The organism is Lysobacter koreensis (assembly GCF_042677045.1).
GTDB classification, from domain to species: domain Bacteria; phylum Pseudomonadota; class Gammaproteobacteria; order Xanthomonadales; family Xanthomonadaceae; genus Lysobacter_K; species Lysobacter_K koreensis.
On sequence record NZ_JBHTIH010000003.1, the window covers coordinates 555,471 to 577,585 of the forward strand.

General features: G+C 69.3%; 16 protein-coding genes. 13 read left to right on the forward strand and 3 right to left on the reverse strand.

The features are described from left to right. Window positions 1-67: 67 nt before the first annotated feature. Window positions 68-2,584, reverse strand: coding sequence for a penicillin-binding protein 1A (locus tag ACFQZQ_RS07910; protein ID WP_386812209.1), 2,517 nt, complete (start codon window positions 2,582-2,584; stop codon window positions 68-70). Window positions 2,585-2,829: 245 nt separating this feature from the next. Here ACFQZQ_RS07910 and ACFQZQ_RS07915 point away from each other — a divergent pair, with 245 nt between their 5' ends. The 13 genes from ACFQZQ_RS07915 to tkt all read left to right on the forward strand — a co-directional run bounded on the left by ACFQZQ_RS07915 (window position 2,830) and on the right by tkt (window position 18,595). Beyond that, the gene (locus tag ACFQZQ_RS07915; RefSeq protein ID WP_386812210.1) at window positions 2,830-3,888 is read left to right on the forward strand and encodes a pilus assembly protein PilM; all 1,059 of its coding nucleotides are present in this window, start codon (window positions 2,830-2,832) and stop codon (window positions 3,886-3,888) included. Continuing rightward, window positions 3,888-4,589 carry a PilN domain-containing protein gene (locus ACFQZQ_RS07920; protein ID WP_386812211.1) on the forward strand — a complete coding sequence of 234 codons (702 nt, stop codon included), beginning with the start codon at window positions 3,888-3,890 and terminating at the stop codon, window positions 4,587-4,589. Before ACFQZQ_RS07915 ends, ACFQZQ_RS07920 begins: the two co-directional genes overlap by 1 nt. Then, window positions 4,586-5,260, forward strand: coding sequence for a type IV pilus inner membrane component PilO (gene pilO, locus ACFQZQ_RS07925; RefSeq protein ID WP_386812212.1), 675 nt, complete (start codon window positions 4,586-4,588; stop codon window positions 5,258-5,260). Before ACFQZQ_RS07920 ends, pilO begins: the two co-directional genes overlap by 4 nt. Window positions 5,261-5,309: 49 nt before the next feature. Next, window positions 5,310-5,816, forward strand: a complete 507-nt coding sequence (locus ACFQZQ_RS07930) for a pilus assembly protein PilP (protein ID WP_386812570.1) — start codon at window positions 5,310-5,312, stop codon at window positions 5,814-5,816. 15 nt (window positions 5,817-5,831) lie between these two features. Then, complete coding sequence (locus ACFQZQ_RS07935; RefSeq protein WP_386812213.1) at window positions 5,832-7,805, forward strand: type IV pilus secretin PilQ; 1,974 nt, start codon at window positions 5,832-5,834, stop codon at window positions 7,803-7,805. Window positions 7,806-7,949: 144 nt separating this feature from the next. Next, on the forward strand, window positions 7,950-8,972 hold the full coding sequence (locus ACFQZQ_RS07940) for an AAA family ATPase (RefSeq protein WP_386812214.1): 1,023 nt from the start codon (window positions 7,950-7,952) through the stop codon (window positions 8,970-8,972). A gap of 5 nt (window positions 8,973-8,977) precedes the next feature. Then, entirely contained in the window at window positions 8,978-9,913 is a 936-nt protein-coding gene (locus ACFQZQ_RS07945) for a DUF58 domain-containing protein (RefSeq protein ID WP_386812215.1), read from the forward strand. An 8-nt stretch (window positions 9,914-9,921) separates the two neighbouring features. After that, entirely contained in the window at window positions 9,922-10,380 is a 459-nt protein-coding gene (locus ACFQZQ_RS07950) for a DUF4381 family protein (protein WP_386812216.1), read from the forward strand. Continuing rightward, window positions 10,377-11,393: a vWA domain-containing protein gene (locus tag ACFQZQ_RS07955; protein ID WP_386812217.1), complete on the forward strand. Its 1,017-nt coding sequence runs from the start codon at window positions 10,377-10,379 to the stop codon at window positions 11,391-11,393. Before ACFQZQ_RS07950 ends, ACFQZQ_RS07955 begins: the two co-directional genes overlap by 4 nt. After that, window positions 11,390-13,144 carry a tetratricopeptide repeat protein gene (locus tag ACFQZQ_RS07960; protein ID WP_386812218.1) on the forward strand — a complete coding sequence of 585 codons (1,755 nt, stop codon included), beginning with the start codon at window positions 11,390-11,392 and terminating at the stop codon, window positions 13,142-13,144. Before ACFQZQ_RS07955 ends, ACFQZQ_RS07960 begins: the two co-directional genes overlap by 4 nt. Next, window positions 13,141-14,811: a BatD family protein gene (locus ACFQZQ_RS07965; RefSeq protein WP_386812219.1), complete on the forward strand. Its 1,671-nt coding sequence runs from the start codon at window positions 13,141-13,143 to the stop codon at window positions 14,809-14,811. The genes ACFQZQ_RS07960 and ACFQZQ_RS07965 overlap by 4 nt, the downstream gene beginning before the upstream one ends. 137 nt (window positions 14,812-14,948) lie before the next feature. Next, window positions 14,949-16,280: a dicarboxylate/amino acid:cation symporter gene (locus ACFQZQ_RS07970; protein WP_386812220.1), complete on the forward strand. Its 1,332-nt coding sequence runs from the start codon at window positions 14,949-14,951 to the stop codon at window positions 16,278-16,280. A 308-nt stretch (window positions 16,281-16,588) separates the two neighbouring features. Then, on the forward strand, window positions 16,589-18,595 hold the full coding sequence (gene tkt / locus ACFQZQ_RS07975) for a transketolase (protein WP_386812221.1): 2,007 nt from the start codon (window positions 16,589-16,591) through the stop codon (window positions 18,593-18,595). Between the two features lie 231 nt (window positions 18,596-18,826). Here the strand turns inward: tkt and ACFQZQ_RS07980 are convergent, their stop codons facing one another. Both ACFQZQ_RS07980 and ACFQZQ_RS07985 read right to left on the reverse strand, forming a co-directional pair. After that, complete coding sequence (locus ACFQZQ_RS07980; RefSeq protein WP_386812222.1) at window positions 18,827-19,525, reverse strand: hypothetical protein; 699 nt, start codon at window positions 19,523-19,525, stop codon at window positions 18,827-18,829. A gap of 138 nt (window positions 19,526-19,663) precedes the next feature. After that, window positions 19,664-21,652 carry an acetyl-CoA hydrolase/transferase C-terminal domain-containing protein gene (locus ACFQZQ_RS07985; protein WP_386812223.1) on the reverse strand — a complete coding sequence of 663 codons (1,989 nt, stop codon included), beginning with the start codon at window positions 21,650-21,652 and terminating at the stop codon, window positions 19,664-19,666. Window positions 21,653-22,115: the final 463 nt, after the last annotated feature.

The following is a 22,115-nucleotide window of genomic DNA, read 5'->3' on the forward strand; positions in this document are numbered from 1 at the left end:
GCAGATCGAACGCTAGCACGGCCACCATGAAAGCCCGCTGGCGGCGGGTGCGCCTAGTCGCGGTGGGTCAGAAGATGTCGAACGACTCTTCCGCCGGCGCGGCGGCTTCATCCGTACCGTAGTCGACGTAGCTTTCCATGCGCTCGAGGTCCTCGACCTTGACCCATTCCTGCACGCCGCCGCTACCTTCGGGCACCAGGCTGCCATTGGCGGACACCGAGACCTTGATCATGCCTTCGGGCGGGTCATTGGCCGCGATCGGCTGGTCCTTGAGCGCGACGCGCATGTACTCGATCCAGATCGGCAGCGCGGCCTTGCCCCCGTATTCGCGGTAGCCCAGCGACTTGTAGTCGTCGCGGCCGACCCAGACGGTGGTGACGTACTGGCCGCCGAAGCCGGAGAACCACGCGTCGCGATGCTCATTGGTCGACCCGGTCTTGCCGCCGACGTCCTCGCGGCCGAGCACCTTGGCCGCGGTGCCCGTGCCGCGCTGGACCACGTCGCGCATCATCGAGGTCATCTGGTAGGCGATGCGTTCGTCGATCGCGCGCGGCGCCAGCAGCAGGTCGGCGAGGTTGGCCGGCTTCTCGGCGCGCTTGACCGGCTCCTTGGCCTTGGGGTCGGGCGTCTTGGCCGGCTCGCCGGTGCCGCTGGCCGGGCCGAGGTCGAAGCCTTCGACCACCGTCGAGGTGGTGCGCACCTGGCCGCCGACCGCGGTCGCGCTGCCGCCGCAGCCGTGGCAGCCGACCGCGGGTTTTTCCTTGAACACCAGCGCGCCGTTGCGGTCCTTGACCTCGTCGATGAACCACGGCGTGATCCGGAAGCCGCCGTTGGCGAACACCGAGTAGGCGCGCGCGATCGACAGCGGGGTCAGCGAGGCGGTGCCCAGCGACATCGACAGATTCGGCGGCAGGCTGGCTTCCTCGAAGCCGAAGTGGCTGATGTACTTGCGCGCGTAGTCGACGCCGATCGCGTCGAGCAACCGCACCGAGACCAGGTTGCGCGAGCGCACGAGGGCCTCGCGCACGCGCATCGGCCCGGCGAACCTGCCGTCGTCGTTCTGCGGCCGCCACAGGTGGCCGCGGCGGTCCTGGAACACGACTGGGGCGTCGAGCACGACCGAAGCGGGGTTGAAGCCGCGCTCGAACGACGAGGCATACAGGAACGGCTTGAAGCTCGAGCCGGGCTGGCGCCGGGCCTGGGTCGCGCGGTTGAACTTGTTGCCGGCGAAGCTGTAGCCGCCGCTAAGCGCGCGCAGCGCGCCGTTCATGGGTTCCAGCGAGACCAGCGCGGCCTGCGCCTGCGGCAGCTGCTCGAGCTTGTAAACGGCCTTGGCCGGGGTTGCTGGCTTCTGCTCGCCGGCTTTGGCGTCGGCCTCGACGAGTTGCACCCGCACCAGGTCGCCGCGCTTCAGGCTGGCGGGGCTTTGTCCCCCCCAACCCTGGCTGGCGCCCAGTTCGATCTGCGTGCCGTCCCCCAGCACCAGGCCGGCCTTGCCTTCGCCGGTGCGCAGCACGATCGCCGGCAGCAGCCCGGCCTGCGCCGGGATGCCGCGCAGGCGCACGCTGGCGGCCGTGGCGTCTTCGTCGGCGGCCAGGTCGAAATGCTGTTCCACGCCGTGCCAGCCGCGGCGGCGGTCGTAGATCGCCAGCCCGTCGCGCACCGCCTTGTCGGCGGCAACCTGCAACACCGGGTCGATGGTGGTGGTGACGTGATACCCCTTGGTCAGCGCCTCCGGGCCGTAGCGCGCGATCATTTCCTGGCGAACCATCTCGGCGACATACGGCGCGTAGACCTCGACCGGGCGTTCGTGGGGAGTCGCATGCATGGCCGCCGCCTGGGCCTGCGCAGCCTCGGCGGCGCTGATGAAGCGCAGTTCGGCCATGCGGTCGAGGATGTAGTCGCGGCGCTCCTTGGCGCGCTCGGGGTTGCTGAGCGGGTTGCCGCTGGACGGAAACTTGGGGATGCCAGCCAGCGATGCCATCTCGTCCAGGCTCAGCTCGGCCATCTGCTTGCCGTAGTAGAACTCGGCCGCGGCGCCGACGCCGTAGGCGCGGTTGCCGAAGAAACTCTTGTTGAGGTAGAGCTCGAAGATCTCGTCCTTGCTCAGCTCGCGCTCCATGCGCATGGCCAGCAGCATCTCGGCCAGCTTGCGGGTGTAGCTGTACTCCGAGCTCAGGAAGAACTGACGCGCCACCTGCTGGGTGATGGTCGAGCCGCCCGGCACGCGTTTGTCGTCGGTGGTCGCCAGCAGCCACACCGCACGGCCGATGCCCTTGGGGTCGATGCCGTGGTGCTGGTAGAAGCGCGAGTCCTCGATCGCGATGAAGGCCTGCTTGAGTCGCAGCGGCACCTTTTCGATCTCGATCGGATAGCGCCGGGTCTCGCCGAACAGCGCCATCAGGCGGCCGTCGCGGGCATAGACGTACATCGGTTCCTGCATCTCGACGTTGCGCAGCGTCTCCACGTCGGGCAGTTTCGGAGCGATCAGGTAGTACAGGGTGCCCAGCGCGAGGGCGCCAAGCAGTGCGAGACCGGCGAACGCGAACAGCGCCCAGCGCAGCAGACGACGGAAACGGGGCATCGAAGCGGGGTTCCTGGGGGCGAGGATTGCGGGTGTTGTGGGCGTGGAGTATAGAGGAGCCGGGGACGCGGACCGGGGTAGAAACGGGCCAGAGTGGGTGGTCCACGGGGTTACCGGGGGGATGGGCTTTTTTTGGCAAGGCCATCACGAATCAGAAACTAGTGGTTGCCAGCCTGTGAAAAGTCCGTTATCTAAGCGGGGCCACACAAAGTTTGCGTAAGCGCTTGTGGCAAGGGGAGAAGACTGTGGGTGTGATCACGAAAAGCCAGCCGGCGCTCGTCGGCGTGGATATCAGCTCGACTGCCGTCAAGCTGTTGCAGCTCTCGCGGGCCGGCAACCGCTATCGCGTCGAGCATTACGCGGTCGAACCGCTGCCACCCAACGCGGTGGTCGAGAAGAACATCGTCGAGGTCGAGGCGGTGGGCGAGGCGATCAAGCGCGCGCTCAACCGGTCCGGTTCCCGTGCCAAGTACGCAGCCGCCGCGGTGGCCGGTTCGGCGGTGATCACCAAGGTGATCCCGATGCCGGCGGACATCGATGGCGACGAGCTGGAGGCGCAGGTCGAGCTCGAGGCTGTCAACTACGTCCCGTACCCGATCGAGGAAGTGAACCTCGATTTCGAGGTGCTCGGGCCGATGCCCAACAGTCCCGACTCGGTGCAGGTGCTGCTGGCCGCATCGCGCTCGGAGAACGTCGAGGTTCGCGCCTCGGCGCTCGAGCTCGGTGGCCTGACCCCTCGGGTCATGGACGTCGAGGCGTTCGCGATCGAGAACGCGTTCGCGCTGCTCGCCGACCAGCTCAGCAGCCCGCGTGACGGCATCGTCGCCCTGATCGACTCGGGCGCGACCATGACCACGCTCAGCGTGCTGCGCAACGGCCGCAGCCTCTACAACCGCGAACAGGTGTTCGGTGGCAAGCAACTCACCGACGAAGTCATGCGTCGCTACGGGCTGAGCTACGAGGAAGCCGGCCTGGCAAAACGCCAGGGCGGATTGCCGGAGAGCTACCAGCCCGAGGTGCTCGAGCCGTTCAAGGAGGCGATGGTGCAGCAGATCAGCCGCCTGCTGCAGTTCTTCTACGCGGGTAGCGAATTCAACCGCGTCGACCAGATCGTGATCGCCGGTGGTTGCGCCGCGATTCCGGGCATCGCGCAGATGGTCGAGGAGCAGCTGGGCGTACCCACGATGATCGCCAACCCGCTGGCGCACATGACGCTCGGCCCCCGCGTGCAGGCGCACGCACTGGCGCAGGACGCGCCGGCACTGATGATCGCCTGCGGCTTGGCCTTGAGGAGCTTCGACTGATGGCACGCATCAACCTCCTCCCGTGGCGCGCCGAACGGCGCAAGCAGCGCCAGAAGGAATTCGTGACGATGCTCGGCCTGGCGGCGATCGCCGCCGTCGTGCTGTCGTTCATGATCATCAGCTATTACAGCAGCCAGATCAGCGGCCAGAACGAACGCAACACCTTCCTGCGCGACCAGATCACCCAGCTCGACCAGCAGATTACCGAGATCGAAGAGCTCGACAAGAAAAAGGCCAAGCTGCTGGCGCGAAAGGAAGTGATCGAGCAATTGCAGGCCAACCGTTCGCAGATGGTCCACCTGTTCGACTCGCTGGTCCGCACCATTCCCGACGGCGTGGTGCTCACGTCGATCAAGCAGGACGACACCATCCTCACGCTGGAGGGTCGCTCGCAGTCCAACGCGCGGGTCAGCACCTACATGCGCAGCCTCGAAGGCTCGGGCTGGATGACCAACCCCGACCTGTCGATCATCGAGGCCAAGGGCACCGACAAGGGCCTGCCGTACGAGTTCAAGTTGCAGGTCAAGCTGGCCAACCCGAACGCGCCGAAGGATGAGGACGGTGACGGCGAGCAGGATGTGCCCGCCGCGACCCCCGCCACCGCCACGCCGGCTGCCGCGCCCGCCACGACGGCTCCCGCCGCCGCCGCGCCCGCGGCGACACTGCCGGCTGCCGACGCCACCGCAGGAGCCGCGTCATGAGCCAGCAGAAGATCAAGCTCAAGGATCTCGACTTCAACAACATCGGCGCCTGGCCGCAGCAAGCCAAGATCGGTTTCTGCGTGCTGGTCGGGCTATTGATCATCGGGCTGGCCTGGTATTTGTTCGTCAGCGACAAGCGCGTCGAGCTCGAGGGCCTGGAGCGCCAGGAAGCCGATCTACGCACCGAGTTCGAAACCAAGCAGGGCCGCGCCGCAAACCTCGAACCGCTCAAGCAGCAGCTCGTGCAGATGGAACAGCAGCTGCAGCAGATGCTGCGGCAGTTGCCGAGCAAGACCGAGATGCCCGACCTGATCGTCGACATCTCGCAGACCGCGCTCGCCACCGGCATCGCCAACGAGCTGTTCCAGCCCGGGCCGGAGCAACCCAAGGAGTTCTACGCCGAGAAGCCGATCGCGTTGCGGATGGTGGGCACCTACCACCAGTTCGGCGCCTTCGTCAGCGGCGTTGCCTCGCTGCCGCGCGTGGTGATTATGACCATGCACGACATCTCGTTGAAGCCGAAGGCTGGCGCCGCGGGTGGGGGCATCACGCCCGAGAGCCCGCTCGAGCTGGCCGGCACGGTCAAGACCTATCGTTACCTCGACGAAGAGGAAATGACCGAACAACAACAGGCGGCCGATGCAGCAGCCAAGGCCAAGGGGGGAGCCTGATATGAGCGGACTTTCCATTCGCATCAAGGCTCCGGCCGGCCGTGCGCTGATGACGCTGCTCCTGCTCGCCGGACTGGCTGGGTGCTCGCGCGGCATCACCAGCACTCCCGGCGAAGCGCCGAATCTCGAGACGTGGATCGCCGAGGTCAAGGCGCGCCCGGCGCCGCCGCTGGACCCGTTGCCGGTGATGCAGCAGTTCGAGACATTCGAATACGCCGCCCAGGCATTGCGCGATCCCTTCAGCAATGCGTTCACCGACCAAAGCAACGGCAACGGGCCACGCCCGGATTCTTCCCGCCGCAAGCAGACGCTGGAGCAGTTCCCGCTCGACAGCTTCGACATGGTCGGAACGCTGGGACGCGGCGCGGGGCTGGTAGCGCTGGTGATGGCGCCGGACAAGGTGACTTATCGGGTACGACCCGGTGCGTACATGGGGCAGGCCGACGGTCGCGTGACCGCGGTCTTCGAAGATCGCATCGAGTTGGTTGAACTGGTGCCGGATGGCGCAGGGGGATGGCTGGAACGTCCGGCTACCGTCGCGCTAGAAGATCAATGATTAGGGGATAGCAAGATGACCGTACTCACTGCAAAACGCTCGCGGCCCGCTCGGCGCCCCTTGCTCATCCGTGCCAGCAGCGTCGGTCTGGCTGTCGGCCTTGTCGCGGCGTTGAGCGCCGTGCATGCCGCGGCGCCAGTCACGGGCGTTGGGCTAGTGCCGGTCTCCGTGGCGCAGCTCGCGCCGGCGGCCAGCGCCGACCCCGCCAAGCAACTGCCCGGTGCGATCTCGGTGTCGAACATCGACTTCAAGCGTGGCGATGGCGGCGCGGGACGCTTGATCCTGCGCTTCAGCGGCGACGGCGCCGCTCCGGACCTGCGTACCCAGGGCTCAAACGTCGTCATCGACGTCGGTAACGCACAGCTGCCGGCCAACCTGCAGAAGCCGTTGAACGTCACCGACTTCGCCACTCCCGTGCAGCGCATCGAGGCGCGCACCGCCGGTACCGGCACCCAGTTGGTACTGAACATGGGCAGCGCCTACGAGTCGATGGCTTACCAGACGGGTCGCGAATACATCGTCGAGATCGTGCCGCGCGCCGCCACCGCCAGCCGTGCCGTCGGCGCGACCGCGGCGATGGGTCAGACCAGCGCCACCACGACCTCGCGTGTGTACGGTGGTCGCCCAGTGACGTTCAACTTCCAGGACGTGCCGGTGCGCACCGTGTTGCAGCTGGTGGCCGAGGAGTCCAACCTCAACATCGTCGCCTCCGACACCGTGCAGGGCAACGTGACGCTGCGACTGGTCAACGTGCCGTGGGACCAGGCGCTGGACATCGTGCTGCAGGCCAAGGGGCTGGATAAGCGCCGCAGCGGCAACGTGGTGTGGGTTGCCCCGCAGGCCGAGATCGCCAAGTACGAGCAGGACAAGGAAGACGCGCGCATCGCGATCGACAACCGCGTGGACCTGGCGACCGAGTATGTGCAGATCAATTACCACAACGCGGCGCAGATCTTCAAGGCGCTAACCGAGGCCAAGGGTATTGGCGGCGGGAGTGGTGGCCAAGGCGGCCAAGGCGGTCAGGGCAGCAACACCGACAGCGGCTTCCTCTCGCCGCGCGGCCGGCTGGTCGCCGACGAGCGCACCAACACGCTCATGATCAGCGACATCCCGAAGAAGATCGCGCAGATGAAGGAGCTGATCCGCGTGATCGACCGCCCGGTCGACCAGGTGCTGATCGAGGCACGCGTTGTCATCGCTAACGATGATTTTTCGCGTGAGTTGGGTGCGAAGTTCGGAATCTCGGGGTTCACCAACGATGGCAAGGCCTTCTTCAACGACACCATCGCCAACAATATTTCTACGCAGAACTCCATCTATGACGCGGCCAACAGGAACAGCGCTAATCCGCCCCCGAACCCGCTGGCCGTGGGCGCCATTACACGCGGCCTGATGAGTAATCTGGGCGTGACCAACCCTGCAGGTTCGGTGGCGTTGTCCATCCTCAACGCGGGTTATGCACTCGATGTCGAGCTGTCGGCGATGCAGGAGGAAGGGCGGGGCGAGGTCATCTCCAACCCGCGCATCGTTACCAGCAACCAGCGCGAGGCGGTGATTAGCCAAGGTCAGGAGGTCGGTTACGTCACCATCCAGCCGGCTACTGCCGGCGGCGTCGCCACGCCGAGCGTCCAGTTCAAGGACGTGCTGCTGGAGATGCGCGTGACCCCGACGATCACCAACGACGGCCGCGTGTTCCTCAACATGAACGTCAAGAAGGACGAGATCGCCGGCTTCATCGACACCTCAATCGGCGACGTGCCGCAGATCAACAAGCGCTCCGTCAACACCGCGGTGCTGGTCGAGGACGGCCAGACCGTCGTGATCGGCGGCGTCTACGAGTTCCGTGACCGCAGCGATGTCAGCAAGGTACCGTTCCTGGGCGACGTGCCTTTCTTGGGCAACCTGTTCAAGAAGAAGGGCCGGAACAAGCAGAAGGCCGAGTTGCTGATCTTCGTGACGCCGAAGGTGCTCAAGGTCGCGCAGCGCTGAGTCCAGGTGCAGGTGTTCGAAACGACGGGGTCCTTCGGGGCCCCGTTTTTTTGCGGTGGATTGCGGCTGAACGCGGTTTGGTGGAGTTGAACCATGCCGCCGGGTTTCGGTCAGAATCAAATCGACACCGAAACCCGGATCGGAATGGACAGCACCCTGCACAGCACACCAGACCCGCTCGGCGGCGACCACGAACTGACCCGTTTGCACGACGCGTTCCGGGCACTGCGCGAGGCGCTGTCGACCGAGATCGTCGGCCAGGCGGCGTTGATCGAACGGCTGTTGATCGCCCTGCTCGCTGACGGCCACCTGCTGGTCGAAGGCGCGCCGGGGCTGGCCAAGACCAGCGCGATCCGCGCGCTTGCGGCGCGGCTGGACGCCGAGTTCGCGCGCGTCCAGTTCACCCCGGACCTGCTGCCTGCCGACCTCACCGGCACCGAAGTCTGGCGCCCGCAGGACGGCCGTTTCGAGTTCCAGCCGGGCCCGATCTTCCACCCGATCGTGCTGGCCGACGAGATCAACCGCGCGCCGGCCAAGGTGCAGTCGGCGCTGCTCGAGGCGATGGGCGAGCGCCAGGTTACGGTCGGCCGTGCGACCTATGCGCTGCCTTCGCTGTTCCTGGTGATGGCCACGCAGAACCCGATCGAGCAGGAAGGCACGTTTCCGTTGCCGGAGGCACAACTCGACCGGTTCCTGATGCACGTGCGCATCGGCTATCCGGAGGCGGCGGCCGAGACGCAGATCCTGCGGCTCGCGCGTGAGCGTGCCCGCGATGCCATGCAGTCCGGCGCAGTACCGATCCGGCGCCTGCCGCTGGCCGACGTGTTCACCGCGCGTGCCGCGGTGCTCGACCTGCACGTCGCGCCGGCGGTCGAACGTTACCTGGTCGAGCTGGTGCTGGCCTCGCGCGACGCGCAGCGCTATGACGCCACCCTGGCGCAGCGCATCGCGTGGGGCGCGAGCCCGCGCGGTTCGATCGCGTTGGAGCGCTGCGCGCGCGCGCATGCATGGCTGGCCGGCCGCGACTTCGTGACCCCGGATGACGTTCGTGCGATCGCGCCGGACGTGCTGCGGCATCGGATCCTGCCCAGCTACGAGGCGACCGCGGAAGGCTGGGATGGCGATCGCCTGGTCGGCGAATTGTTGCGGCTGGTGCCGCTGCCCTGAGCGCCATGCGCAAGCGCGATGACGCTGCCGCATCCGAACTGGCCCCGCTCGGCGGCGTGCGTCCCGGGCTGGCCGAACTGGTCGCGCTGCGCGCGGCGGTCAGCGGCCGCCGCAGCGCGCGCCATGGCCGCGATGGCGTCAGCGGCCACGCGTTGTCGCCACTGCGCGGTCGTGGCATGGAGTACGCCGAGTCCCGCGAGTACGTGGCCGGTGACGACGCGCGCCACATCGACTGGCGCCTGACCGCGCGCACCGGGCGCGCGCACACCAAGCTGTTCCAGGCCGAGCGCGAGCGGCTCAGCCTGATCGTGGCCGATACCGCGCCGTCCCTGTACTTCGGCACCCGCGTGCGCTTCAAGTCGGTGCAGGCGGCGCGCGCGGGAGCCGTGGCCGCGTGGGCGGCGGCGCGCGATGGCGACCGCATCGCGGCGCTGCGCGGCAGCCTGCGCGAGGCGCCCGTGGCGCCGGCCTCGGGCGCACGCGGCGCGCTGCGCGTGCTAGATGGGCTGGTGCGCTGGTACGCACAGCCACCGCAGGAGGACGCCGGCCTGGCGGTCGCGCTCGACCACGCCGCACGCCTGCTGCGCCCGGGCTCGCGATTGCTGGTGCTCGCTGATCCGGGCAGCCTGCTCACGATCCCAGAACGTCGTTGGCCGGCGCTGGCGCAGCACCACGAAGTCATCGTGCTGCTGCTCACCGATCCGCTGGAAACCGCGCCGCCCAAGGCGCTGCTGCCGTTCCGCAGCGGCGGCCACCGCGTTGAACTCGACCTGGGCGTGGCCGCGCAACGCCAGCGCTGGCGCGGCGCGTTCAGCGCGCCGATCGAAGCCGCGCTGGAGCGCCTGCCGTCGCGCGGCGTGCGCGTGCAGGCCTTGGCGACCGACGCCGCCAGCGAATCGTGGCTGCCGCTGCTCGGCCGCGCGCGGCCGTTGGTGGCCTGAAGTTGGCAATGATGCTCGCCACGACGCTCGTCCTGCGCGACATCCACCGGCCGCCGGCGCCGCCGTGGTGGCCGCCCGCGCCTGGCTGGTGGTGGCTGGCGCTGGTGCTGCTCGCGGTGGCGGCGGGCCTCGTTTTCCTCCGCGCGCGTCGTCGCGAGCGGCGACGCGCGATCGCCGTCCTGTTCGATTCGAGCGTCGATGCCGCGCCGACTCCGGCCACGCAGGTCGCGGCAATGTCCGAGCTGTTGCGCCGCGCGGCGCGCCAGCGCGATCCGGCGGCCGATCGCCTGCACGGCGAGGCCTGGCTGGCGTTCCTCGACAGCGACGACCGGCAATGCGGGTTCACGCGGGGGCCGGGGCGGCTGTTGCTCGAAGGCGGCTATCAGCGTGACGCCGATCCGCGTGCCGTCACCGCGTTGCGCGAGCTGGCGCGCGCACGCTTCCTCACCTGGATGGCGGGCAAGTGAGCGCTTGGCTGCAGCAACTCGGTGATCCGCGCGAGCTGTTCGCGTGGCCGTGGTGGTTGCTCGCGCTGCCGTTGCCGTTGCTCGCGCGCTGGGTGTTGCCCGCCGCGCGCAATCCCTCGGCGGCGCTGAAGGTGCCGTTCGGCGCGCGCCTGGACGCGGTCGCCGTGGCCGGAGGCCGCCACGGCCGCGGCGGCCGCAGCCACTGGCTGCTGTGGCTGGGCTGGCTGCTGCTGTGCGTGGCCACCGCACGGCCGCAGCAACTGGGCGACGCGGTGCAACCGCCGGTCGCGGGCCGCGACCTGATGCTCGCGCTCGACCTGTCGGGCAGCATGAGCGAGCCCGACATGGATCTCGGCGGTCGTCCCGTCGACCGGCTGACCGCGGCCAAGGCGGTGCTCGCCGATTTCCTCGATCGGCGCGCGGGCGATCGCGTCGGGCTGCTGGTGTTCGGCCGCCGCGCCTACGCGCTGACGCCGCTCACGCTCGACCGCGATTCGGTGCGCGAGCAGTTGACCGACAGCGTGATCGGCATGGCCGGGCAGGAGACCGCGATCGGCGACGCGATCGGGCTGGCGGTCAAGCGCCTGCGCGCGCAGCCGGCCGGGCAGCGCGTGCTGATCCTGCTCACCGACGGCGTCAATACCGCCGGCGCGCTGGAGCCGAAGAAGGCCGCCGAACTCGCGCGCGACGAAGGCGTCCGCGTGCACACGATCGCGTTCGGCGGCGACGGTTCGCTGTCTCTGTTCGGCTTCCAGCTGCCGATGCCCGGCGCGGGCGACGAGATCGACGAGGCCGCGCTGCGCGCGATCGCGACCCAAACCGGCGGCCGTTTCTTCCGCGCGCGCGACACCGCCGGGCTGGCCGGCATCTACGCCGAGATCGACCGCCTCGAACCGATCGAGCGGCCCGGCAAGGCGGTGCGCCCGAAGATCGAGCGCTACTGGTGGCCACTGGCGGGCGCATGGGCGTGCGCGTTGCTCGCCTTCGCCTGGCCGCGGCGGAGGCGCGCATGAACTTCGCCGCATTGGGTGAGGGTTTCGCCGCGCTGCAGCTGCTGCGGCCGCAGTGGCTGTGGGCGTTGCTGGCGCTGCCGATGCTGGCCTGGCTGTGGCGCGCGCGCCGTCGTCACGCGAGCGTGTGGCGCGACACGGTCGATGCGCACCTGCTGCCGCACCTGCTCGACACCGCGCCGCATCCGCGCGCGCGGCTGGCCTGGTGGGGCGCGGCTTTGGGCTACGGCTTGGCGGTGCTGGCACTGGCCGGCCCGAGCTGGCGACACGTCGAGCAACCGCTGTGGCAAAGCCACGCGCCGCTGGTGGTCGCGCTGGACCTGTCGAGCGCGACCATGGCCGCGGACCTGCCGCCATCGCGGCTCGCGCAGGCGCGCGCCAAGCTGTCGACGCTGCTGCGCGAACGCGCTGGCGGCCAGGTCGGGCTGGTGGTCTATGCCGGCGATGCCTTCACCGTCGCGCCGCTGACCGATGACGCCGCCAACGTCGCCCTGTTCCTGGATTCTTTGCTGCCCGACGTGATGCCGGTCGACGGCCAGCGCGGCGACCGCGCGATCGCCTGGTCGGCGAAGCTGTTGCGGCAGGCCGGGTTCAAGCACGGCGACATCCTGCTGCTGACCGACCATGCCGACGACGCGGCGCAAGCCGCTGCCGCCAATGCCGCCGGCGACGGCTACCGCGTGTCGGCGCTCGGGCTGGGCAGCGAGGCCGGTGCGCCGTACCAGCGCCCTGACGGCTCGGTCGCCGGCGCGCGGCTCGATCCGGCGTCGTTGCGCGCCTTGGCGAAGCGCGGCGGCGGTCGCTACGCCGCGCTCGCCCCGGGTGACGCCGACCTGCGTACGTTGCGCGTGCTCGACCCGACCGCTACCGAAGGTGCGGCGGCACAAGGGGAGACCGGGACGGCGCGCCAGGACGGCGGCTTCTGGCTGCTGCCTCCGCTGATGCTGATCGCCCTGTTCGCGTTCCGTCGCGGCGGCGCGGTGGCGGTGCTGCTGGTGTGCCTGTGGCTGCCGTGGCACTCGGTGCACGCGGCCGACCTGTGGCGTCGCCCGGACCAAGCCGCGCACGCGCGCATGCAGCGCGGCGAGCAGGCCTACCGCCGCGGCGATTTCGCCCGCGCCGCGCAGCTCTACGGCGAGGTCGACAGCGCCGATGCGCACTACAACCGGGGCAACGCGCTGGCCAAGGCCGGGCAGTACCCGCAGGCCATCGACGCTTACGACCAGGCCCTGCAGCAGCAACCGCAGATGGCCGATGCGCTGGCCAACCGGCGCGCGGTCAAGGCGGTAATGGACCGCAAGCCGCCGAAGGGCCCGAAGCAGGACCAGGGAGATCCCAACCCGAAGGCCGATGCCTCGAAGAACGGCAAACCCTCAACGCAGGGCGGGAAGGGCGAGGCCAAGGCACCGCCACAACCGCCGTCGCCGGACCAATCGCGCAGCGAGGACCCGGCGTCCGAGCGCGATCCAGGCAAGCAGCAGAAGCCCGCGAGCGCCGCCGCCCAGCAAGCCGCCGACGCCGCGCAGCGCGAACGCATGCAGCGCGAGCTGCAGCAGGCCAAGGCGCAGCCAGACGCCAAACCGCCAACCGACACGCCCACCGCGCCGCCGCGCGAGACCCCCGCGCAGCGCGAACGCCGGCTCGCCAACGAGGCCTGGCTCAAGCGCGTGCCCGACGACCCGGGCGGCCTGCTGCGCGAGAAGTTCCGGATCGAGCACGAACGCCGCCAGCTGCAGGGCCTGCAGGGAGAATGATCGCGATGCCGCACCTTCGTTACCTCATCGGCCTGCTGCTGGCGCTGGTCAGCCTGGCCACCGCCGCGCAGCCGCGCGCGTGGCTCGACCGCGACCGCATCGGCCAAGGCGAGACGGTCACGCTCAACATCGAGACCACCCAGGCGGCGGCGCCCAACTACGCGCCGCTGCGGCGCGAGTTCGCGATCAGCGGCAGCACCAGTCGCCGCCAGTTCGAACTCGTCAACGGCCGCAGCAGCACACGCACCTTGTATGCCGTTGCGCTGCAGCCGCGCCGCGATGGTCTGTTGACGATCCCGGCGCTCGCCGTCGGCAACGAACGCACCGCGCCGCTGACGCTGCTGGTCGCGCCCGGCCGCAGCGCCACGCCGACGCGTGCCGGCGACGACGTGTTCATCGAAAGCGAGGCCGACGACCAGGACCCGTACGTGCAACAGGCGGTGGGCTGGGTGGTGCGGCTGTACTCGGCGGTGCCACTGGTGTCGGGGCAGCTCGACCAGGCCTCGCCCGACGGCGCCTCGCTGCAACGCGTCGGTGACGACGCCCAGTACACCCGGCAACTCGGCAACCGCCAGTACACCGTGGTCGAGCGCCGCTACCTGCTGGTGCCCGAGCGCAGTGGCGCGCTGACGATTCCCGGCGCGAGCTTCGAGGGCCGGGGCGCGGGCGGCTTCTTCGACGACCTGTTCGGGGACCGCGGCGGCGCGCTGCAGGCGCGCGCCGCGCCACGCATCGTGCAGGTGCGCGCGGTGCCGGCGAACGCACCGCAGCCGTGGTTGCCGCTGCACGACCTGCAATTGCGCTACCAGTCCACCCCGCAGGACCTGCGCACCGGCAGCGCCGCGACCCTGACCATCGAGGCCACGGCCGACGGCGCCAGCGCCGCGCAGATGCCCGACCTGCAGCTGCCGGCGATCGACGGCGTGCAGGTGTTCGCCGAGCCGGCCAAGGCCGACGAGACTTTCAGCAACGGCCGCCCGCGGGTGAAAGTGAGCCGCACGTTCTCGCTGGTGCCGGCGCGGGCCGGCGCCGTGAAGATGCCCGGCGTGCGGCTGGGCTGGTGGGACGTGCGCGCGGGGCAGGCGCGGACCGCGACCCTGCCGGCCTTGTCGTGGCAGGTGCTCGCGGCCGATGGAGCCGCCGTCGCCGCAGTGCCCGCCGCGACAACTGCCGACGCGGCGCGCGCGCACGCGCCGTTCGCCTCGACGACCGCAGGCGCGAGCCGCATGTGGGTGTTGGCGACCGCGCTGTTCGCCGCCCTGTGGCTGTTCACCCTGGTCTGGGGCCTGCAGCACCGCGCCCAGCCGGCCGCATTGGGGCCTGCATCGTCGATACCAGGCGCATCGACACCTTTGCCGCGAGCCTCGGGCGAGATCCGCGCCGCACTCAAGCGCGCGCTGGCCACCGGCGATTTCGCCGAGGTCGAGCAGGCGCTGTGCGCAAGCGCGACCCCGCCCGCGCGCGATCTCGACACCGTGGTCGCGCGTCTCGACGACGAGCGCCAGCGCGAAGCACTCGTCACGATGCAGCGCGCACGCTGGGGCGGTGGCGACGGCGTCGCCGCGCGCAGCGCGTTGCGCGACGCGTTCGCGAAGGGGCCGCGCTGGCGCGTGGTCGAAGGGCCGACGCCGACGCCGCTGCCGCCGCTGTATCCGCCAGCTCGCTGACCGATCCGCGGAGCGGCCCAGCTCCGGCGTCGCGTGTCGCGGTGGCGTTGCTGCACGACTCGAAACCCGGCGTGCCCACGGCGGACGCGCCTGGCGGGTTTGCTAAGCTCGCCGCCATTGATGCGCGGAGCCTCACGATGACCGAACCCACCAGCGACACGCACCGCGCAGGCACCGGCAAGACTAGGCTGCCGCTGCACTGGAAGATCGCGATCGGTTTCATCGCCGGGCTGCTGCTGGGCATGTTCGTGCACTACGGCGTCGGCGCCGATGCGGCCTGGGTGCAGTCGCTGACCAAGTACGTGACGCAACCGTTCGCGACCTTGTTCCTGACCCTGATCTTCATGCTGATCGTGCCGCTGCTGTTCTCGGCGCTGGTGGTCGGCGTGTCGGAGATGGGCGACATCCGCGCGCTCGGCCGGATCGGCTGGCGGACGCTGGGTTACACGGTCGTGCTGTCCGGCATCGCCGTGCTGCTCGGGCTGGTGCTGGTGAATGTGTTCCAGCCCGGTGCCGGCGTCGATCCGGCGCTGGCGCAGGAGCTGCTCACGCAAGGCGCCGAGCGCGCCCAAGCCATCGTCAAGGACAGCGCGTCGCAGCCCAAGGGCCTCGACATGCTGATGAAGATCGTGCCCGACAACGTCATCGGCGCGGCCTCGAGCAACGCCAGCATCCTGTCGCTGATGTTCTTCGCGCTGATGTTCGGGGTCGGCTTGGTGATGAGCAAGCCGACGCCGGCGATCGAGACCCTCAAGCGCGGCATCGAGGGCCTGTTCGAGGTGTCGATGACGCTGATCGGCCTGGTGATCCGGCTGGCGCCGTACGCGGTGTTCTGCTTCATGTTCAACCTGGCCGTGCTGTTCGGCTGGGAGCTGCTGGTGCGGCTGGGTGCGTACGTCGGCGTGGTGGTGCTGGCGCTGGCGATCCACCTGTTCGTGGTCTATTCGCTGGCGCTGAAGTTCGTCGGCGGCTATTCGCCGATGGCATTCTTCAAGGGCGTGCAGGAGGCGATGCTGATGGCGTTCTCGACCGCCTCGAGCAACGCCACGTTGCCGACCGCACTGCGCGTTGCCGACGAGCAGCTGCGCCTGCCGCGCCCGGTGTCGCGCTTCGTGCTGACCGTCGGCGCCACCGCCAACCAGAACGGCACCGCGCTGTTCGAGGGGGTGACGGTGATCTTCCTCGCCCAGTTCTTCGGCGTGGACCTGAGCCTGGGCCAGCAGTTCATGGTGATGCTGGTCTGCATCCTCGGCGGCATCGGCACCGCCGGCGTGCCCTCGGGCTCGCTGCCGGTGGTGGCGCTGATCTGCGCGATGGTCGGGGTGCCGCCGGAAGGCATCGGCATGGTGTTGGGCGTCAACCACTTCCTCGACATGTGCCGGACCACGGTCAACGTCACCGGCGACCTCGGCATTGCGGCGATGGTGTCGCGCGGCGAGCGCGCCGTGCCGGCCGAACGCCTGGCGTAGGGCGGGTTTCAACCCGCCGTCCCGTCGTCACCAAATTGCAAGGAATCGCAACCACGGCTCGCCTCCGGCTTGTCGCGGGGTCGTGCATGGCGATGGCGGGTTAAAACCCGCCCTACGCTGGCCCGGGGCGACAGCGCTGGCCCCGGATGGGACAATGGCGGGGATTTTTCCTTCTCCCCCCGGGAGAAGGTGCCCGAAGGGCGGATGAGGGGCCGATGTGTGGTTGAAGCTTCGCACTCGCGCCGACCCCTCACCCCAACCCCTCTCCCGACGGGAGAGGGGCTCAAATCCGTAGAGCCCAGCAGCCCATGACGACGCCCAGCCGCCGCGACCTTGCCAACGCCATCCGTTTCCTCGCCGCCGACGCGGTGCAGGCCGCCAACTCCGGGCATCCGGGCATGCCGATGGGCATGGCCGACATCGCCGAAGTGCTGTGGAACGACTACTACAGCCACAACCCGAACAATCCGACCTGGTTCAACCGCGACCGCTTCGTTTTGTCGAATGGCCATGGCTCGATGCTGCAGTACGCGCTGCTGCACCTGTCCGGCTACGACGTCTCGCTGGCTGACCTCAAGCAGTTCCGCCAGCTCGACAGCAAGACCCCGGGCCACCCCGAGAACTTCATGACCCCGGGCATCGAGACCACCACCGGTCCGCTCGGTCAGGGGTTCGCCAACGCGGTCGGCATGGCGCTGGCCGAGAAGCTGCTCGCGCAGCGCTTCAACAAGCCCGAGCTGCAGATCGTCGACAGCCGCACCTGGGTGTTCATGGGCGACGGCTGCCTGATGGAGGGCATCTCGCACGAGGCCGCCTCGCTGGCCGGCACCTGGGGCCTGCACAAGCTGGTCGCGTTCTGGGACGACAACAAGATCTCGATCGACGGCAACACCGACGGCTGGTTCACCGACGACACCCCGGCGCGTTTCGAGGCCTACGGCTGGAACGTGGTGCGCGGCGTCGACGGCCACGACGCCGACGCGATCAAGGCGGCGATCGAAACCGCGATCGCCTCCAGCGACAAGCCGACCCTGATCTGCTGCCGCACCACGATTGGTTTCGGCTCGCCCGCGAAGGCCGGCAAGGAGTCGTCGCACGGCGCGCCGCTGGGCAAGGACGAGATCGTCGCCACCCGCGCGGCACTCGGCTGGGAGCACGGCCCGTTCGAGATCCCGCAGGCCATCTACGACGGCTGGCGCGCCGGCAACGCCGGCCTCGTGCGCGAGGACCAGTGGAACACCCTGTTCGACAAGTACGCTCAGCAATACCCGCAGCTGGCCGCCGAACTGACCCGGCGCGCGCATGGCGAACTGCCCGAGGGCTTCAGCGCCGCGGCCGATGCCTTCATTGCCAAGCTGCAGGCCGAAGGCCCGGTCGTGGCCTCGCGCAAGGCGTCGCAGATGGCGATCGAGGCCTACGCGCCGCTGCTGCCGGAACTGATCGGCGGCTCGGCCGACCTCGCGCATTCCAACCTGACCCTGTGGAAGGGCAGCAAGTCGGTCACCTCCGACCCCGATTCCGATGACGGCCGGGACGCCAACTACATCTACTACGGCGTGCGCGAGTTCGCGATGACCGCGATCAGCAATGGACTGGGCCTGCACGAATGCTTCATCCCGTACGACGCGACGTTCCTGGTGTTCAGCGACTACGCCCGCAACGCGGTGCGCATGAGCGCGTTGATGGGCGCGCACGCGATCCACGTCTACACGCATGATTCGATCGGCCTGGGCGAGGACGGCCCGACCCACCAGCCGATCGAGCACCTGGCGAGCCTGCGCTACATCCCGCACAACGACGTCTGGCGCCCGTGCGACGCGGTCGAGTCGGCGGTGTGCTGGAAGGCCGCGATCGAGCGCAGCGACGGCCCGAGCTGCCTGGTGTTCTCGCGCCAGAACCTCGCCCACCAGCCGCGCGACGCGCAGCAGGTCGCCGACATCGCGCGCGGTGGTTACGTGCTCAAGGACAGCGTCGGTGCGCCCGAGCTGATCCTGATCGCGACCGGCTCTGAGGTCGGGCTGGCGATGCAGGCCGCCGAGCAGCTGGGCGACAAGGTGCGCGTGGTGTCGATGCCCTCGACCGACGTGTTCGACCGCCAGGACCAGGCTTACCGCGAATCGGTGCTGCCCAACTCAGTGCGCCGCCGCGTCGCGATCGAAGCTGGCGTCAGCGATTTTTGGCGCAAGTACGTCGGCCTCGACGGTGCCGTGATCGGCATCGACAGCTTCGGTGCTTCGGCGCCGATCGAGGCGCTGATGCCGCACTTCGGCTTCACCGTCGAGCACGTGGTCGAGGCGGCTAAGTCGCTGGGCTGATCACTCACGCGGTGAAGCAGGAAGGCAAAAAAGAAGCGGCTTCGGCCGCTTCTTTTTTGTGCGGTTGCTCGTCCTTCGAGAAAGTTGGACCCGCGGCTGCATGGGGGGCTGTGCTGTGCTCCCCTTCCTGACAGGGAGGGGTTGGGGGAGAGTTGCCTTTGCCCTTGATGGCAAGGCGACGGAAACGGGAAGCAAATCTCCCCAGCCCCTCTTTTCCAAAGAGGGGAGCCGTCAGTCCGCGGTCTTCACCTGCGGCGTCTCGTAGCGCTTGAAATAGCGGTGGTGCTTGAGGTGGTCGTGCTGCTGCCCGACCGGGAAATACGCCTTGCCGCCGCGGCGGCCGATCTGCAGGCACGGCAGCTCGTACTGCGCGTCGGGGTTGTTGGTGTAGTAGTGGGGGATCTTGTCGATGAAGCGGCCAAGCATCTCCGGGCCGCACTCGAGCTCGCCGTACTTGTCGAAGCCGAAGCGCGGGTTGCCGATGTTGAAGTCGTCGACGCAGACGACGCCGTTCTCGATCAGCGCCAGCTCGCGCTCCAGCGGCCACGCCTCGTACCAGTGCGCGTCTAGGTAGTACAGCGGGCAGCGGAACTGGTCGCGGTACTTGGCGATCAGGTCGGGCGAATCGGCCTTTTCCACGTAGGTGTGCGGCATGAAGTTGACCCGGCGCTGCACCAGGTCGACGTACTTGTCGACCACGTCGCAGGTCACGATCGCCAGGTGCGGGTAGGCGCGCGCGAGGTAGTCGGTGGTGTCGCCGGCGTTGCAGCCGGTCTCGATGATCGCGTCGCACTGGTAGCGCTCAATCAGGTAGTCGAATTCCAGCGCGGTGGTGATGTCGAAGCCAAACGGCCCGCCGCCGTCGCTCAGTTCGGCCGCGCCCAGGCGCAGCGTGCGGTAGAAGTGCTTGTAGACGTTGTCGGCGGACATTCGGTGCGCCCTCCCCGGGGCATCGCGTGGTTTCACCAGTGTGTGCCGCCAGTATAGGCAAACGCAGCCGCCCGATTTCGCACAGGCCCGGTCCACACGCGGTTTGCCCGGGAAAAACGGCTGACCCCACGCCGCGCATTACTCCGCTGTTTCGCGCAGCCCCAGCCCGAGCACTCGCGCTTCCAGCCACGCAGCCAGCCCGCGCGGCGCCGCGAGCTGCATGCGCTCCAGCGCCTCGGCATCCGCGCATGGCCCGGCAAACACCGCCCGCGCCAGCGTCCGCAGCTTGCCGCCGCGGCTGCCGGTATGCGTCTTCAACCAGCCCAAGGCTTTCACCAGCCGCTGCTCGACCGCGGTGAAGTCGCTGCCCAGCGGGTAATCGGGCAGGGTGCCGTCGCGGCGCAGCGGCGCCAACGCCGCGCGCAGCCGCGCCCCGGTGTTGCGCGCCCAGCTTGGCGGGGGCGCGAAATCGCCGCGCAGCTTGCCGTGCCGCTGCGCGGTCTCGACCAACCCGTGCTGGCTGTCGGCGTCGGCAATCGCCGCCATCGCCAGCACGCAGTCCTCGTCGGTCGCGCCGCGCACGCGGGCGATGCCGTACTCGCTGATGTAGACGTCACGCAGGTGCCGCGGGATCGTCGCGTGGCCGTAGTTCCAGACGATGTTGGGGCTGCGCCGGCCGTGCACCTCGCGGGTCGCGCGCAGCATCAGCACCGAGCACGCCGCTGGCAGCGCGTGCGCCATCGCCACGAAGTTGTACTGGCCGCCGACGCCCGACACCACGCGGCCGTCGTCGAGCCCGTCCGACACCGCCGCGCCCAACGCGGTCGCCATCATGCAGCTGTTGAAGAAGCGCGCGTCGCGGCGCTGCAGGCGTTCCAGCGCTTCGTTGCCGCCGTACAGTTCGTTGACCTCGCTGACGCGCTTCATGCCGATGCCGCGGCGCGGCGCGTCGGACAGCTCGCGCAGCCAGGTGTAGAACTCCGGCGAGCCCAGGTAGAACGCGCCGTGCAGGAACTGGCCGTCGCGCGCGAGCTCCGCGCGGTCATCGTCGCTGGCCACGCCGTCGGCCAGCCGCTGCATCAGCGCCAGGTCATCGACCACCTTGCGCCGGATCACGCCGACCTCGACCAGCCGCTTGAAGCCCTCGTTGAGCATCTCGCTGCAGCCGTACAGGCCCTGCGCGAACGGCAGCAGGTCGCGCGGATCGGTGTGCAGCGGATCCAGGCGTTCCTGATCGAAGCGGGCCGGATCCAGCGCCGCCAGCACCCGCCGGTACGCGGCGTTGTCGCTGTGCCGCAGCGCCAGCGCGTGGCACAGCGCATCGGCCAGCGCCCCGATGCCGATCTGCAGCGTGCCGCCGTCGCGCACCAGCGTGCTCGCATAGAAACCGATCGCGTAGTCGGCATCGGTCACCGGCTGCCGCGGCAGCCCGAACAGCTTCGGGTACGGCCCCGGTGGCGTGACCACCGCATCGAAGTAGCTCGCGTCGACCGCGGCCTCGCCACCGAGCCAAGGCAGTTCCGGATCGACCTCGGCGACCAGCAGCGGCCGCGGCCGGCCGCTGGCGACGATCGCATCGACCGCGTCGAAGGTCAGGTCGGTGTTGCACGACAGCGACAGCCGCGGCGCCCGGCCATGCCGCACGTCGGCCTCGCGCGCGACCTTTTGCACGATCAGGTTGACCCCGCGCTCGGCCAGCGCGCGCGCGACGTGGGTGTAGTTGAGGCTGGCGTAGCGGCGCTGCGCCTGGGTCGAGTGCAGCAGCGCGCCCGACTGCAGGTAGAACTCCTCGACTTCGATGTGTGCCGGCAGCGCGTTGCGCTTGAGCGCCTGCACGTACGCCAGCTTCGGGAAGTCGTCGCCGAAATGCCGCTGCACGAACGGCGCGAGGAAACGCGCCTCCAAACCCTTGCCGCCACCGGGCGGATCCAGCGACAGCGCCGTGTACAGGTGCAGCGGCCGCGACGGATCGCGCTCGATGCGCGCGTACAGCGCGTTCAACAACCGGTGCGGCTTGCCCAGGCCGAGCGGCGCGCCGACATGCAGCGGCCCGGCGACGCGCGCGAGCAGCAGGTCGACGGCCGCGTCGAGCGAGTCGAGGTAAACCGGATCAGGGCGGGTCGTCATGGCACCCAGCCTAACTCCGGCGCTGCGCCTGCGTCGCGAGGGGCCCGCGCGGAACCAGGTGAGATGCCTTGCGCGCCGCACCGGCAGCAACGTCATGACCGTGCGCGCCCACGCCGAATGCGGTGTGCGAGCCCGCGAAACGCCGAACGACACGCCGGGGGTCGCGCCCGACACTCCGGGGGTCACGCCCGACACTCCGGGGGTCACGCCCGACACTCCGGGAGTCGCGACCGACACTCCGGGAGTCGCGCGTCACACTCCCAGAGCCGCGCCCAACACTCCGGGAGTCGCGCCCGACACTCCCGGAGCCACGCGCGACACTCCGAGAGTCGCGCGCCACACTCTCAGAGCCACGCGCGACACTTCGGGTATCGGGCGCGACCCTCCAGGAGTCACGCGCGACACTCCGGGCGGCAGGCGCGACACGGTACGCGTCATGCGAGGCGAGGCGGGCAGCCTAGAC